Raw genomic sequence first — 14,902 nt, forward strand, 5'->3', positions numbered from 1 at the left:
TCTCGCAAGAAGTTCCGTCTGTGTGGGGTTCGGCACGACTCATTTCTCCTTAGCGTTCAGCGGGACCATCCGGCCGTGAGGATGTCCCGCGGTCAGTGATGGATACTGGTCAACCGCGATCCTGACCCGACAGACTGCTCAGGTACCAGGTCATTTCGCGCTCAATTGATGACCATTTCCGTTGGCGCACTATCCTTCCCATCGAGGTCGAGGCGGATAGTCGGTTTCAGCCACGGCCGATCAGTTCTGCAGCGCGTTCGGCGATCGCGTAGACGGTGGCGTTGGTGTTGTTCGACGGGATCGAGGGCATCACGGACGCATCCGCGACCCGCAGGCCGTCGATCCCCCGCACCCGCAACGTGCTGTCGACCACCGACAACTCACAGTTACCCATCGCACAGGTCCCCACCGGGTGGTAGTAGGAGATGAAACTGGCCTTCACATACGCGCGCAGGGCCTCTTCCTCCGTGACGTCTGGCCCCGGCGCCACCTCTTCGCGGCACCAGGCAACGAGGGCGCTGGCCTGACCGATTTCGCGGGCAAGCCGCAGACCGGCGATCATCGTGCGCATGTCCCGGTCGTCGCCGAAATAGTTCGGGTCGATGCGCGGGGCGGTGCTGTTGTCCGGCGACGACAATCGGACCGTGCCGCGGCTGACCGGTTGCATGAGCGAGACCCCGACCGTGTAGCCGTTGTCGACGGGGAGGTCGACGCCGGCCATTTCAGCTACAGCATCGACGAACACCAGCTGCAAATCGGGTGCGGCACCGGCCCATTCACTGCGCATCACTCCGATGACTTCGGCGTGGTTGTTGAGGGCGGCCGGGACCGGCATCGCCGCGCGGTAGACCAAGACGGCAGTGGGGTGATCGTGCAGATTCGCGCCGACACCGGGAAGATCCATCACCACATCGACGCCGACTTCGCGGAGATGGGTCGACGGACCGATGCCGGACTGCATCAGCAACTGCGGCGATCCAATCGCACCGGCGGCGAGCACGACCTCCCGCGCGCCGGCGACTACCAGTTCCCCACTGCCCGTACGGTATTCAACCCCGGTGGCGCGCCCATCCTCGATCAACACGCGGTGAACCATGGCCTCGGCCACGAAATCCAGATTTGGGCGTTGCAACGCGGGCGCGAGATACGCGTCTGCGGCACTCTGCCGATGGCCATTGACGATGTTGAGGTCGACCGACCCGAAACCGACCTCGAGGCCACCCGTCACATCGTCCACTCGCTCGTATCCAGTCTGGACGGCGGCGGCCAAACAGGCGGACTGCAGCTCGTGCAGCGGGTTAGCCGGCGCCACGACCAGCGGGCCGTCGACACCCCGCAGTTCGGGGTCCCCGCCCGCCGCGGTTTCGCTTCGCTTGAAGTACGGCAAGAGATCGTCGAAGCCCCAACCGGTGGCCCCGGCCTTCTCCCAGTCGTCGTAACTGGAGCGATGCCCCCGCGCCATCAGCATCGCGTTGATCGCCGACGATCCGCCTATACCCCGGCCGCGGGGAATCGCCACCGCAGTGCCGGTCGCGGATTGCACGGTTGTCGTATCTCCCCAGCTGGACTCGCCTACGAGAAGAGCGGGCCATGCCGGCGGAATCGCACTCAGCGGCTGCGGTGTTGCGCTGCCCGCCTCGAGCAATAGCACCCGGGCGTTGGTGTCCTCTGACAGTCGAGCGGCCATGACGCAGCCGGCACTGCCGGCGCCGACGACGACGAAGTCGTAGGTCGGGGATGACGATGACATCACTTTCTCCTGTTCTGCCGAACGACCACGACGGGTCGTGTTTCCAGTGATATATATCAGCGATACTAAGTGGTGAAGGGCTTAATATCAATGAGTGTTATCGTTGATACCGTGATGACCGCGACGGATCGAAGCGATCACGTTCCGACTTCGGTGAAGGTGCTGCGGGCGGCCGCTGCTTTGTTGGACTCTGGCGGCGTCGACGCGGTCTCAACGCGTGCCGTGGCCGCCGCTGCCGGTGTCCAGGCGCCCGTCATCTACCGCGAATTCGGCGACAAAGAGGGGCTGCTAGACGCGCTCACGGCGTTTGTGCTGGAGAACTACATGCGGGATAAGCGGGCCGCCGCTTCCAGCGACCCAGTGCAGGACCTGCGCCATTTGTGGGACCTTCACATCGCGTTCGGCCTGACTCAGCCGGAATGTTATGTACTCGCCTACGGAGAGGTGCGCGCCGGCAAGATGCGCTCGGCGGCGAAGGAGTCATTCGAGATCCTGCGAGGACCAATTTCGCGATTGGGGCATCAGGGCAGGCTGCGGATGAGCGTCGACAGCGCCACCCAGCTTGCCTTTGCCGCGGGAGTGGGATTCGCGTTGTCGCAGATCGGTCTCCCGCCCGACGAGCGGGACCCCGAGCTCTCGCTGATCGCCCGCGAACACGCGTTGTGCGGGTTCGTGAACGACACGGTTGCGCCCGGCACCACCATGCCGGCGCTCACCGGACGCGCTGTTGCTCTGCGCGATGCGCTGCGGGACGACCCCGGGGCCGCGCTCACCCGCGGCGAACGCGTTCTCATGGCGGAATGGCTCAATCGGTTGGCCGACCAGAGCATCGCGACGGAATACTGAAACACGGCGCCGAATACTCTAAACCGGAAGGGCCACAGCGGAATCGGAACTCACGGGACCGAGTTAGCTGGAACATCCGCGGTCGAACCGGGCAGTGATTGAGCACGAAACGATCTGGGAACTGAGCACCTGACGATCGCATGATTGCCGCCATGACCAAACACTCGTCGACCGCTGCGTGACCGACCCACCATTACCAAACCTCCACCGCGGCCATGGCTTTCGCTCGTGGGCTGCGCAGTACCCAAGGAGCACGCATATGCCTCGCACTTACCACAGCGACCACGTGATCGCCGATTTTCCCATCACACTGGGTGACGTCCCGTTGAGGGGTTCTGGCGAACTGACACGCCTAGTCGCGCACGTGTTGGTGACTTTGCTACTGGCCGTTTGCGTCGGCGCCCTCGGCGGCCTGATGTTTGTCGGGACGCCGTCCGCACCGGCGGAGGGCGGCGCGCCGCGGATCCCTCCATGGCTTGGCCAACCGCAACCAATCTTGCCGGGAATTTGCCGTAGATGGCCGGCACGATCGGGCACCGGAGCGGAAACAGTGAGGTTTAATCCGACGCAGGCCCTCGTGAACTAGGCTGGTCGCAGGAGCCCGGACTAAGGAGGGCACTCGGTGAGCTACCCTCAGGATCCGTTCGGGCACAGTCCCTTTAGTCCCGAGCCCTTTAGTTACGATCCACTTGGCCGCGTCCCATACGCCGAACCGCCGGCAGGGCCGCCGCCGGGACCGCCGGGCTTCATGCCGCCGCCCCCACCGCCGCACCGCCCGCCCGTCAACACCTTCGCGACCTTGTCGCTGGTGTTCGCGTTCGTGTTCGCCCCCGTCGGTGCGGTTCTCGGACATCTGGGCCTTTCGCAAATCCGCCGCACCGGTGAGCTCGGCCGTGATCGCGCGCTGATGGGATTGTCCCTGTCGTATGCGTTCATCGTGCTCACCGTCGTCGCGCTGACCGGATGGGCCACGCTCACCACCCTGGAAGTCACTCGGTCCAACCAGGCCACGGCGCCCGCGACCACCGGCGCCCCCGTCACCACCAGCGAGTCACCGCCGCCGCCCAAGGTGGCGCCGGACGACGTCATCAAGCTGCTGCCCAAACTGGACGCCCTGAGAGGCCTCACCAACGACCAGAACCTCGAGGCCGGCCAAACCTTTGATCGGCCAAGTAAAAGCGACACGGACGCGACGATCGATCGCACACAGTGCTGGGGAAGCGTGATGCCCGGGGCCCCGGAGGCGTACGACCTCACCACCATGTTGCGGTACCGCGCAGAGGCGTTTTCCGACACCCAAACCTTGCTGAAATCGATCCAGGTGATTCAGGCGGCCATGGCATTCCGCGATTCGCCGACCGCCCAAGCACAAGTGACGAACCTGGTCGACGGATGGCGCCAATGTGGCGGTGTACCCGTGACACTGACCGCCCCCGGCGGGCCGACGTACACCTTGTCGCTGAGCCCTCCCGCCGATGCCGGCAACGGCATCACCACGATGGATCTGGCACCCAAGGGCCTGAAGGTGCGTTTTGTTCGGGCGGCGGCGGCCAAAGCCAACGTCGTGGTCGACCTGTACGTCGTCAGCCTCGGCACGACCGATGCCAGCGGCCCCCGGCAGACGGCCGTGAGCATCGCCAACTACATCCTCAACAAGATCCCCGACTGAGCGTCTCCCCAGTACGGTGGGCACATGAAATATCTCGATGTCGACGGAGTGGGACAGGTCAGCCGGATCGGCTTGGGCACCTGGCAGTTCGGCTCACGCGAGTGGGGCTACGGGGATGAGTACGCCGCAGGCGCCGCCCGTGACATCGTGCAGCGTGCTCGGGCGAAGGGGGTGACGCTGTTCGATACCGCCGAGGTGTACGGGCTGGGCAAAAGCGAGCGGATCCTCGGCGAGGCGCTCGGCGACGAGCGTGCCGAAGTCGCGGTGGCCAGCAAGATCATGCCGGTCGCGCCGTTTCCCGCGGTGGTCAAGCAGCGCGAGCGCGCGAGCGCGCGCCGACTTCAGCTGGACCGCATCCCGCTGTACCAGATCCACCAGTCCAACCCGCTGGTCCCCGATTCGGTGATCATGCCGGGAATGCGTGATCTCCTCGACAGCGGCAAGATCGGTGCTGCCGGCGTCTCGAACTATTCGTTGGAACGTTGGCAGAAAGCCGACGCCGCGCTGGGTCGTCCGGTCATCAGCAATCAAGTCCATTTTTCGCTTGCGTTTCCGAATGCGCTCAAGAATATGGTGCCGTTTGCCGAGCGGGAGAATCGCATCGTGATCGCCTACAGCCCACTGGAACAGGGGTTGCTGGGCGGCAAGTATGGCGTCGACAATCGTCCCGGCGGCGTCCGCGCGATCAATTCACTGTTCGGTACCGAGAATCTTCGCCGTCTCGAGCCATTGCTGCAGCTGCTGCGGGACGTGGCGAAGGAAGTCGACGCCCAGCCGGCGCAGGTGGCATTGGCCTGGCTGATCAGCTACCCGGGAGTGGTCGCCATTCCCGGCGCGTCCAGCGTCGAACAGCTCGAGTTCAACGTGGCCGCGGCCGACATCGAGCTGCCCGCGGCATCGCGTGACGCACTCACCGAGGCGGCGCTGGCGTTCCGGCCGGTGTCACCGGTTCGCTTCCTCACCGACCTGGCGCGAGAGAAGCTAGGGCGTCGCTGACGCGGGGGCTAGTGCCGGGGTGCCGGCAGGGGCGCCCCTGGCGATGACGATCGGCATCGAGGTCGATGAGTTAGTGCTCAGGATCGTGTGCACCACTGCGATCAGGTCCTCGATGGGCATCAACCTGCCGGGCATGCAGCGATCCGACACCCACACCGGGACCGCCTGCATGGCCAGTTCCATATCCCAACCGGCGTTCATGCCGGTTGCTGCCTCGCCCTCGCCGCCGGCGCACTCCCCCACGATGAGGTTAGTGAAGCCGACGTCGGGGTGTTCGGCACGCCACGCGTCGACCAGTCGCTCGAGGGCGGCCTTGCTGACGCCGTAGGCACCCAGACCCTGCCAGGACGGCCCGTAGGGACCCGCGTCGGAGGACAGGTAGACCGCCTTGCCCGCGGACGCGGTCAAGTGCGGTATCGCGGCCGACGTCACCAGCGCCGCGCCGATGACATTGGTGTCGAAGACGCGCCGCCAGGTTGCGGCATCGGTGTCGACCAGGCGGACCAGCGGGCTGATGGCGGGCGTGAAGACCACGTTGTCGATGCCGCCGAGAGCCTCCGCGGCTTCGTCGATGGCCGATCGACACGAGGCCTCGTCGGTGATATCGCACTCGACGGCTACCGCACCGGGCCCGGCCTCCTTCGCGGCGGTCTCGAGGCGCTCACGTCGGCGGGCCAGCAGCGCGACCTGATCGCCGCGCTGTGCAAGGCCGATCGCAATACAGCGCCCAAGGCCACTCGACGCGCCAACCACCACTGTCCGTGACATATTCGCCCTCTCCTGTAACGAGCCCGCTGCAGGCACAGCGTATCGACCAAGGATCCGACAGCTAACGGCTGGGCAGATCAGAGTTCAATAAACTCGCGAAAGATAGTGTGCGCCTTGGCAAGCACGATCACGCTTGACGTGACCACCGCGCTGTCTGTCGTGACGGCTCGGCGGGAATCCTGACGACGGGGTTCCTCTCGCCAGACTTGGCCTGGTACATCGCCCCGTCCGCACGGGCCGTGATCGAGGAAACGGCCTCGCCGGGCAGGGCAACGGTGGCGCCGATGCTCAGCGTCGCGCAGATGGCAGTTTCGTCGGATACCTGGATCGGTTCGGCGGCATGGCGGCGAATCGTCTCGGCGATCCGGGCGACCTCGTCGATGCTTTGGATGCTGGGCAGAAGGACAAGTATCTCGTCGCCTCCCGTCCGGCCGACCGTGTCCCCTCGACGGACGCTTTCGCAGATCCGTGCCGCCAGGGTTACCAGCACGAAGTCACCGGTGCCATGTCCCCACGTGTCATTGATGTCTTTGAAGTCGTCGACATCGCAGAACAGCACGCCGACGTAGGTTCCGGTAGGTCGCGGCTGTTCCAGCGCGGACTCGAGGCGGCTGATGGCCTCGGCCCGGTTCGCCAGCCCGGTGAGGGTATCGAAGCGAGCCAATCGATCCAGCCGCTGCTCCGCCTCGACTTGATCGTCGATGATGCGCAGCGCCGCGATCAGTCCATCGGTGTTGCCCTCGGCGTCGACGTAGGGTTTCGCGTGGCCGTCGACCCAGTGGGATTCACCGTCGGCAGAGCGGACCCGGAACCGTTCGATGACCGCTTCGCCCCGGGCGACCCTTTGCAGTGCGGATGCGACCGTGTCGAGGTCGTCGGGATGGATGTGGTGGCTGAAGCCTGGGCCGATCCATTGCTGAGGTGGACCCCCCAACGCGGCCTCGACGGACGGCGAGATCCACGCGACCTCGGCGCCGCGAAGGTGAACGATGATGTCCACGGCGTTGTCCGCGAGAAGGCGATAGCGCATCTCGGCGTCAGCTCGTTGCTTGCTGACTGCCTCCTTCTCGATCAGCAGTCTCTGCTCGCGCTGGCTCAAGTAGAAAGTGACCGCCCCGACGATTGCCGTGCCCAAAACGATCGACAGGGTCCACCCCGCATGCTCGCCAAGATCGAGCCCCAGGAGGATCGCCCTCGACAGCGCCACGACGACCGGAAACGCAGCCAGGATGCCGGCCAACCGAACCAGCGAGCGCCGATCGGGTCGAGCGAGTAGCCAGGACAGCGGAAACCGGTCCGGGCGTGCCAGCGATGCCGCAAAGACCAGCAGCAGCAAAGCCAAGGCCGTCGAGATCGCCTGCCCGGTGGAAGACGAGACGCCCACGAGCGCCACGGCGTCGAACAGATAGGCCGCGACGGTGACAAGAGGGACCGCCGCGCCGCCCACCAGGCACACGGGCCAGGCCACCAGGGTCCGGCGATCCAGTCGTATCAGCGCAACCGTGGCCGCCACGAGCAGGATTGACGACGCCGTCTGTGGGCTCGGACGCCCCGGCCACGACGATTGCCGCAGGCGCACCGCTTCCCCAAACAGCGCCTGATCCAGCCCGAAGGAGCTGGCGGTCGCGTACTCCGCGAAGATGACGACCGCGAAAACGATCACGGCGATCGCCAGGCCACGCCCGGCCCACGCACGTCCGCGCGACGGATGCCCGGATTGCGCCAGGGTGGACGCCCCCAGCGCACCCAGACACAGCGAAGTCCACGGGGTCATCACCGGCCAACTCGGATAGACACGCGTCAGCAGCTCGATACCCGTCATCCAGCCCGTCCACGTCAGGACAGCAACGGCAAGCACGACCAGCGCGACAATCCGCCCATATAGCGACAGCGTCGCTTCCAAACGCATGGTGGGGCGGGGTCCATCCATTGGCTGCCCCTCCCCCGGGTGACGTCTGACCCCATTGTCAACGACGCCGCCGGGCAATTCGGCGGCATCAATCAAGATACTGCGCGAAAAAGCCGGCCGATGGCACCGGATCGGCGCAAAGCGGTCAAGCCTCGTCAGCAGATAGGGCTTGCAGCACCACCGCGCTGTGCGCGTCGACGGTCAGCTTCGCGGCCGCGGCCAGCTGCTCGTCCGGCGTCGTGTCTTTAGACCCGGTGTATACGACGGTGCGCCAACTAGTGCCGAATTCCACTGGGGGAAGGGTGAATTCGAGCGGCTCGTGATGGGCGTTGAAGCACAGCACGAACGAATCGTCAAGCACCCGCTGACCCCGCGCATCGCGGTCGGGGATGCCCTGACCGTTGAGGAACACCGCGACGGATTTCGAAAAACCGGCACCCCAGTCCTCTTCGGTCATCTCCGAGCCGTCGGGGGCGAACCAGGTGATGTCGGGCAGGCCGCCCTGGCCGCGCCGGCCCACCGGCTTGCCGTTGAAGAAGCGACGCCTGCGGAACACCGGGTGCTCGGCGCGCAGTGCTGACACCGTGTGGGTGAACTCCAGCAGATCGGCATCGGCAGCGGCCCAGTCGATCCAGGTGAGTTCGTTGTCCTGGCAGTAGCCGTTGTTGTTGCCGCTCTGGGTACGACCGAGCTCGTCGCCGTGACAGATCATCGGCACACCCTGCGACAGCAGCAGTGTGGTCATGAAGTTGCGCTGCTGACGAGCGCGCAGCTCGTTAATGCCCGCATCCTCGGTGGGACCCTCCTCGCCGCAATTCCACGATCGGTTGTGGCTTTCGCCGTCGTTATTTTCTTCGCCGTTGGCGTCGTTGTGTTTCTCGTTGTAGGACACCAGGTCTCGCAGCGTGAATCCGTCGTGGGCAGTGACGAAGTTGATCGAGGCAACCGGTCGGCGCCCGGTGTGCTCGTAGAGGTCGGCCGATCCGGACAATCGGTAGGCGAATTCATCGAGCGTGGCGGGCTCGCCCCGCCAGAAGTCGCGGACGGTGTCGCGGTACTTTCCGTTCCACTCCGTCCATTGCGGCGGGAAATTACCCACCTGGTAGCCGCCCGGTCCGACGTCCCACGGTTCGGCGATGAGCTTGACCTGGCTGACGGTCGGATCCTGCTGCACGAGTTCGAAGAACGTCGACAGCCGGTCCACGTCATAGAACTCGCGGGCCAGGGTCGACGCCAGATCGAACCGGAAGCCGTCGACGTGCATCTCGGTCACCCAATAACGCAACGAATCCATGATCAGCTGCAAAGCGTGCGGGTGGCCGGCGTTGAGGCTGTTGCCGGTGCCCGTGTAGTCCATGTAGTAGCGCTTGTCGTCGTCCACGAGCCGGTAGTACGCGGCGTTGTCGATGCCGCGCATCGACAAGGTCGGGCCCAGATGGTTGCCCTCGGCGGTGTGGTTGTAGACGACATCGAGGATGACCTCGATGCCCGCCTCGTGCAGGTCGCGGACCATCGCCTTGAATTCCTGCACCTGCCCGCCCGGCGACGTGGCGCTGGAGTACTTCGTGTCCGGCGCAAAGAACCCCATTGTGTTGTAGCCCCAGTAGTTGCTCAGGCCTTTTTCTCTCAAGGTTGAGTCGTTGGCGAAATGATGCACCGGCATCAGCTCGATCGCAGTAGCGCCAACGTTTTTGAGGTGTTCGATGATGACCGGATGTGCCACCGCGGCGTAGGTCCCGCGTATCTGTTCCGGGATATCCGGATGGGTCTGGGTCAGACCCTTGACATGTGCCTCATAGATCACCATGTCGGCATATTCGCGGTTCGGCGGGCGGTCGTATCCCCAGTCGAAGAACGGGCTGACGACCACCGACTTGGGCATGCTGGCCGCGGAGTCCTCGTCGTTGCGGCTGTCCGGGTCACCGAACGTGTAGCCGAACAGCGTTTGATTCCAGTCGAATGTGCCGTCAATGGCCTTGGAATACGGGTCCAGGAGCAGCTTGTTCGCGTTGCACCGGAGCCCGGCTTCGGGCTCATACGGGCCGTGTACGCGGTAGCCGTAGCGCTGGCCGGGTTCGATCGTCGGCAGATAGCCATGCCAGATAAATGAATCAACCTCAGGCAGTGTGACCCGTGTCTCGGTGCCGTCGTCGTCGAATAGACACAACTCGACCCGCTCAGCTACCTCACTGAATACCGCGAAGTTTGTGCCCGCGCCGTCGTAGGTCCCGCCCAGCGGGTAGGCCTTTCCCGGCCACACTTCGCCAGTGGGCGTGGGAGCAGGGGCTGCGTTTGTCATGGCGCACTTGATACCCGAGCAAAGCGGCGGTCAAACAATTGTGCGAAAAGCCCTGACGGACTTGCTATTCCGGGGCTCAGCCGGGGCCGGTCATGGCTTGAGCATGACCTTTACGGCTCCGTCCTGCTTCTTCTGGAAGATTTCGTAGCCGTGCGGCGCCTCCTCGAGTGGCAACACGTGTGTGGCGAAGTCGTCAACGCCGAGCGGATCGTCGTCGGTCAGCAGCGGCATGATGTCGTCGACCCATCTCTTGACGTTGGCCTGGCCCATCCGCAGGGTCACTTGCTTGTCGAAGAGCGTGAGCATCGGCAGCGGATCGGCCATCCCCCCGTAAACCCCGATCAGCGAGATCGTCCCGCCGCGCCGCACAATGTCGATGGCGGAGTGCAGCGCACTGAGCCGGTCCACGCCGGCTGTCTGCAGCAGGCGCTTGGCGACGGCATCCGGCAGTACCGCGGTGGCTTGCTGAGCGAACCGAGCAGCCGGGGAACCGTGCGCCTCCATGCCCACCGCATCGATCACTGAGTCTGGGCCACGGCCATCGGTCAAGTCCCGGATCGCATCACCAAGAGAAGAGTCGAGATGCCCCATATCGATAGTGTGGATACCGCGCTGGGCGACGCGGGCCAGCCGCTCGGGTACCAGGTCGACGGCGATGACCCGGTAGCCCAGATGATCTGCGATGCGCGCGGCCATATCCCCGATCGGACCCAACCCGAGTACGGTGACCGTGCCTCCGTCGGGAATGTCGGCGTAGGCCACCGCTTGCCAGGCGGTCGGTAGCACATCGGACAGGTAGACAAACCGCGAATCCGGTGGTCCTACAGGGACTTTGATGTGAGTGAATTGGGCCTGCGGAACGCGCAGCAGCTCGGCTTGGCCGCCGGGGATTTCGCCATAGAGTTCCGAATAGCCGAAAAGCGCTGCCCCCATGCCTTGTTCACGCACCTGGGTGGTCTCACATTGCGTGAAGAGCTGTTTGCCGCACATGTGACAGCTGCCGCACGAAATCTGAAACGGGATTACCACACGGTCCCCGACCCGGAGATCGCCCGTTTCCGGCCCGGTCTCGCGGACGATGCCCATCGGTTCGTGGCCGAGGATGTCACCCGGTTTCATGAACGCCCCGAGAATCTCGTAGAGATGCAGGTCGGACCCACAGATGTTCGTCGAGGTGACTTCGATAATGGCGTCGGTGGGCTGTTCGATCTTCGGGTCGGGTACCGACTCCACCCGCACGTCGCGTTTGCCTTGCCAGGTGACAGCTCTCATCGTCACTCCTGCCTGAATGGTTGCTCCCGTGGCTGGTACCCGTCTGGCGCCCGCCGAAACTGCGGGTGCGCGGGTTGAGTCTGTCCAGCGCGGGTACCACGCTCTGGTGACCGAGTCGGGAGTGATCGTCGTGGGCAGCGGACCAGCCGGGGTGGCCGCGGCGGAGTCGTTTCGCGAACACGACAGCCGCCTACCGGTGCGGATCTTCACCGCCGACATCGACCTGCCCTACGCCAGGCCGCCGTTGAGCAAGGAGTATCTGCGCGGCCAGACCGATGACGTCGAGCTGCATTCCGCCCAATGGTTTGCCGACCGGGAGATCGAACTCAATCGCGGCGCGGCCGTCGAACGATTGGACCTCGGCGAACGCGCCCTCTATGCCGGCGATGAGCGCCATTCGTTCGACACGCTGATCTTGACCTGCGGTGCGGCACCGGTAGCTCCGCCGATTCCGGGCGGGCAACGCGCACTGCTACTGCGGTCCTTGGCCGAGGCCACCGCGCTGCGCAACGCCGCGGACACCGCCGATTCAGCGGTGGTGATCGGCTCGGGCTTCATCGGCTGCGAGGCAGCCGCATCGTTGGCACTACGCGGTGTGCCGGTGACTTTGGTTGCCCCCGAACAGCTTCCACAAGAGAAGCGGCTCGGAAGCCAGGCCGCCGCACGCCTGCGCGATCTGGTAACCGATGCGGGAGCTCGCCACGTCGGCGGGGTGGAGGTTGAGGAAATCACCGACGCCGGGGTGCGGCTGGACAACGGTGTCACCATCGACTGCGATCTCGTGCTCGCCGCGACGGGCGTCAAGCCACAGAGCCGCATCGCGGCCGAGGCGGGTTTGCAGATTCAGGACTCCCGCATCGTCGTCGGCTCCGATATGGCCACCTCGACGCCCGACGTCTACGCGGCGGGTGACGTCGCGCTGGCGCGGCATGAGATCGCGGGTCGCCACTTGGCCGTCGAACACTGGCAGGATGCGACCGACCAGGGCGCGATCGCCGGGGCCTGCGCGGCGGGTCAGGACATGAAATGGGATGGAGTGCCAGGGTTTTGGACAACCATCGGTGAGGCGACGCTGAAGTATCACGCCTGGGGGGATGGCTTCGAACGCTGCCGGATGCTCAACCGTCCCGACGGCTTCACGGTCTGGTACGAGTCGGGGAACGCGGTTGTCGGCGTGCTCAGCTACAACGCAGACGACGACTACGACCTCGGCGAGCGGTTCATCGCCGAACGCCGCGGTCGGTGAGCGGCCGCTTGAGCGGAAGTCTTACGAATACCTACACTCGGATTGATGAGCTCAATCGTGATCGTCGGCAGCGGCTTCACCGGATTCACCTGCGCCCACCGGCTGGCCCGTATCCTCCGCCGACGGCACGTGGCTGCTGACATCACCATCGTTTCCCCGGTCGATTACATGCTCTACACACCTTTGCTGCCAGACGTTGCCGGCGGGTTGGTCGACGCTCGCTTTGTCGCGGTGCCTCTGGCCAATGCGCTCAAAGGCGTGCGCGCGGTGCGCGGCCGCGTGGACGACGTGGACTTCGCTGAGCAAACCCTGACATATCGCGATCCCGAAGAACGCCGCCACCACATGTCCTGGGATCGCCTGGTGCTGACCCCCGGTTCGGTCACGCGATTGTTCGACGTGCCAGGACTGGCGACACACGCGCGTGGCTTGAAAACCACTGCCGAGGCCCTTTACCTGCGAGACCACTTCGTCGAACAGCTCGAGCTGGCCGATATCGACGACGACCCCGCGGTGGCGGCGGCGCGGCGCACCGTCGTGGTGGTCGGCGCGTCTTATTCAGGTACCGAGCTGGTCGCACAGCTGCGAGCGCTGGCCGACGCGGCCGCGAAGCAAATGGGCTTCGACCCCGCCGAGGTGAAGTTCCTGTTGCTCGACACGGCCGATCAGGTCATGCCCGAGGTGGGCAAGAAGCTCGGTGACGCGGCACTGAAAGTGTTGCGCCGCCGCGGCATCGACGTCCGGCTCGGCACGACGCTCAAGGAGGCGCATGCCGATCATGTTGTGCTCAGCGATGATTCGCGCATCGACACGCACACGATCGCCTGGGTGACGGGCGTAACCGGCGCGCCGCTGATCGAACAGCTGGGTCTGCCCACCGAAAAGGGTCGGCTCAAAGTGCAGCCCGATCTTCAAGTACCGGGCCACCTGGGCGTTTTCGCGGCAGGCGACGCGGCCGCGGTGCCCGACCTGACTCAGCCCGGAAAGATCACGCCGCCCACCGCCCAACACGCGACCCGACAGGGCAAAGTGCTGGCGCGCAACGTGGCCGCCAGTCTCGGCTACGGCACGAGCAAGCAATACAAGCATCGCAATCTCGGTCTGGTCGTCGACCTGGGTCCGGGGTATGCGGTCGCCAATCCCCTCAACGTGCATCTGTCGGGGCTGCCTGCGAAGTTCGTCACGCGCGCCTACCACCTGTACGCGATTCCGCGCCCGGTCAACCGGTGGGCCGTGTCGTTGGCCTACCTCACCGATCTGCTGTTCAACCGATCCGTGGTATCGATCGGGCTGTCTTCGCAGGAGGACGCGCAATTCACGGCCAGCGAAGGCATCCCGATGCCAAAGATCAGCTGACAACCCGTTTAATCCGCCGTCGTGTCGGGCAATCGGCCAACGTGGATAGCGACGACGACAACATGCCGGACCAGTCCGAAAGCCTGGACTCCGACGAGGTTCGCAACGATGACGGCGATGAGGTGGTGGATCCGCCCGACCGGTGGATTGATGCCGACGACCACGAGTCGCTCGACGAGAAACTCAAGGCGGAGATTTCGGACGATGTGCCCGACGACGAGCCGTCGCGGCAGACACACGACTCCGACGAGGGCGGCGCACTCGTTGTCGTCAGCGACGACGACCTGGACCACCTAGACCCGACCCATTACGGGCGGGACCGCGGCCAGATCGATGGGACTCCGGAGGACGGCGAGTCCTTCTTCAACATCGAGAAGTGACTGCGCCGCTGGTTCGAAATTCACTGCGCTGCAAGACAACGAAAGTCGGTGCCGAGCAGATCACTCCTTCGCGGCATTGCGCAAGCTGCGGTTCGTGGAGCGCAGATCGGTGTTCGCCTCGGACAGTTCCGCGTTGTCATCCTCGAGGCTGAGGATGCGCGCGATCCCGGCCAGGTTGACCCCAGCGTCAACCAGCGCGCTGATCCGCCGCAGCCGGGCCAGGTCATCGGCACTGTAGCGCCGGGTCCCGCCCTCGCTTCGAGTCGGCGCGAGAAGGCCGTTGCGCTCGTAGAGGCGCAACGACTGCACGGCGACGCCGGAAAGCTCGGCGGCGACAGAGATGCTGTACACGCCATGATCCGGCTCCGGTCCACCGCCTGCGGCATCGGCCATCGAGCGCCTCCTCACTTG

The 14,902-nt window shown here is 65.0% G+C and carries 12 protein-coding genes; 6 read left to right on the plus strand and 6 right to left on the minus strand.

The features are described 5' to 3' along the window. Positions 1-226: 226 nt before the first annotated feature. Positions 227-1,750: a GMC family oxidoreductase gene (locus tag ACTXG5_RS26295; RefSeq protein ID WP_445161571.1), complete on the minus strand. Its 1,524-nt coding sequence runs from the start codon at positions 1,748-1,750 to the stop codon at positions 227-229. Between the two features lie 90 nt (positions 1,751-1,840). Here ACTXG5_RS26295 and ACTXG5_RS26300 point away from each other — a divergent pair, with 90 nt between their 5' ends. The 3 genes from ACTXG5_RS26300 (at position 1,841) to ACTXG5_RS26310 (ending at position 5,261) form a co-directional block, all read left to right on the plus strand. Then, a complete protein-coding gene (locus tag ACTXG5_RS26300) occupies positions 1,841-2,596 on the plus strand; it encodes a TetR/AcrR family transcriptional regulator (RefSeq protein WP_445161572.1) in 756 nt (251 codons plus the stop codon). A gap of 622 nt (positions 2,597-3,218) precedes the next feature. After that, positions 3,219-4,265, plus strand: coding sequence for a sensor domain-containing protein (locus tag ACTXG5_RS26305; protein ID WP_445161573.1), 1,047 nt, complete (start codon positions 3,219-3,221; stop codon positions 4,263-4,265). 24 nt (positions 4,266-4,289) lie between these two features. Further along, positions 4,290-5,261, plus strand: coding sequence for an aldo/keto reductase (locus ACTXG5_RS26310; protein ID WP_445161574.1), 972 nt, complete (start codon positions 4,290-4,292; stop codon positions 5,259-5,261). Here the strand turns inward: ACTXG5_RS26310 and ACTXG5_RS26315 are convergent. The 4 genes from ACTXG5_RS26315 to ACTXG5_RS26330 all read right to left on the minus strand — a co-directional run bounded on the left by ACTXG5_RS26315 (position 5,247) and on the right by ACTXG5_RS26330 (position 11,509). After that, positions 5,247-6,017 carry an SDR family oxidoreductase gene (locus tag ACTXG5_RS26315; RefSeq protein WP_445164603.1) on the minus strand — a complete coding sequence of 257 codons (771 nt, stop codon included), beginning with the start codon at positions 6,015-6,017 and terminating at the stop codon, positions 5,247-5,249. The genes ACTXG5_RS26310 and ACTXG5_RS26315 overlap by 15 nt on opposite strands. A gap of 139 nt (positions 6,018-6,156) precedes the next feature. Then, a complete protein-coding gene (locus ACTXG5_RS26320; RefSeq protein ID WP_445161575.1) occupies positions 6,157-7,959 on the minus strand; it encodes a diguanylate cyclase domain-containing protein in 1,803 nt (600 codons plus the stop codon). Positions 7,960-8,083: 124 nt separating this feature from the next. Beyond that, complete coding sequence (gene glgX, locus ACTXG5_RS26325) at positions 8,084-10,237, minus strand: glycogen debranching protein GlgX (RefSeq protein WP_445161576.1); 2,154 nt, start codon at positions 10,235-10,237, stop codon at positions 8,084-8,086. Between the two features lie 90 nt (positions 10,238-10,327). After that, positions 10,328-11,509 carry a zinc-dependent alcohol dehydrogenase gene (locus ACTXG5_RS26330; protein ID WP_445161577.1) on the minus strand — a complete coding sequence of 394 codons (1,182 nt, stop codon included), beginning with the start codon at positions 11,507-11,509 and terminating at the stop codon, positions 10,328-10,330. Positions 11,510-11,615: 106 nt separating this feature from the next. Here ACTXG5_RS26330 and ACTXG5_RS26335 point away from each other — a divergent pair, with 106 nt between their 5' ends. Genes ACTXG5_RS26335 through ACTXG5_RS26345 form a run of 3 tightly spaced genes read left to right on the plus strand, consistent with a single transcriptional unit; the run spans position 11,616 to position 14,491 of the window. Next, positions 11,616-12,755, plus strand: a complete 1,140-nt coding sequence (locus ACTXG5_RS26335; RefSeq protein WP_445161578.1) for an NAD(P)/FAD-dependent oxidoreductase — start codon at positions 11,616-11,618, stop codon at positions 12,753-12,755. 45 nt (positions 12,756-12,800) lie between these two features. Then, positions 12,801-14,111, plus strand: coding sequence for an NAD(P)/FAD-dependent oxidoreductase (locus tag ACTXG5_RS26340; RefSeq protein ID WP_445161579.1), 1,311 nt, complete (start codon positions 12,801-12,803; stop codon positions 14,109-14,111). Positions 14,112-14,152: 41 nt separating this feature from the next. Continuing rightward, positions 14,153-14,491 carry a hypothetical protein gene (locus tag ACTXG5_RS26345; protein WP_445161580.1) on the plus strand — a complete coding sequence of 113 codons (339 nt, stop codon included), beginning with the start codon at positions 14,153-14,155 and terminating at the stop codon, positions 14,489-14,491. 60 nt (positions 14,492-14,551) lie between these two features. Here the strand turns inward: ACTXG5_RS26345 and ACTXG5_RS26350 are convergent, their stop codons facing one another. Further along, positions 14,552-14,884 (minus strand): MerR family transcriptional regulator, encoded by a 333-nt coding sequence (locus ACTXG5_RS26350; protein WP_445161581.1) that lies wholly within the window; start codon positions 14,882-14,884, stop codon positions 14,552-14,554. Positions 14,885-14,902: the final 18 nt, after the last annotated feature.

Source organism: Mycobacterium sp. Dal123C01 (genome assembly GCF_052566995.1).

Excerpts from the sequence above, each read along its gene's own strand:
- ACTXG5_RS26295 (WP_445161571.1), bottom strand. The coding sequence starts at position 1,750 with ATGTCATCGTCATCCCCGACCTACGACTTCGTCGTCGTCGGCGCCGGC.
- ACTXG5_RS26300 (WP_445161572.1), top strand. The coding sequence starts at position 1,841 with ATGAGTGTTATCGTTGATACCGTGATGACCGCGACGGATCGAAGCGAT.
- ACTXG5_RS26310 (WP_445161574.1), top strand. The coding sequence starts at position 4,290 with ATGAAATATCTCGATGTCGACGGAGTGGGACAGGTCAGCCGGATCGGC.
- ACTXG5_RS26320 (WP_445161575.1), bottom strand. The coding sequence starts at position 7,959 with ATGGATGGACCCCGCCCCACCATGCGTTTGGAAGCGACGCTGTCGCTA.
- glgX (WP_445161576.1), bottom strand. The coding sequence starts at position 10,237 with ATGACAAACGCAGCCCCTGCTCCCACGCCCACTGGCGAAGTGTGGCCG.
- ACTXG5_RS26330 (WP_445161577.1), bottom strand. The coding sequence starts at position 11,509 with ATGAGAGCTGTCACCTGGCAAGGCAAACGCGACGTGCGGGTGGAGTCG.
- ACTXG5_RS26340 (WP_445161579.1), top strand. The coding sequence starts at position 12,801 with ATGAGCTCAATCGTGATCGTCGGCAGCGGCTTCACCGGATTCACCTGC.
- ACTXG5_RS26350 (WP_445161581.1), bottom strand. The coding sequence starts at position 14,884 with ATGGCCGATGCCGCAGGCGGTGGACCGGAGCCGGATCATGGCGTGTAC.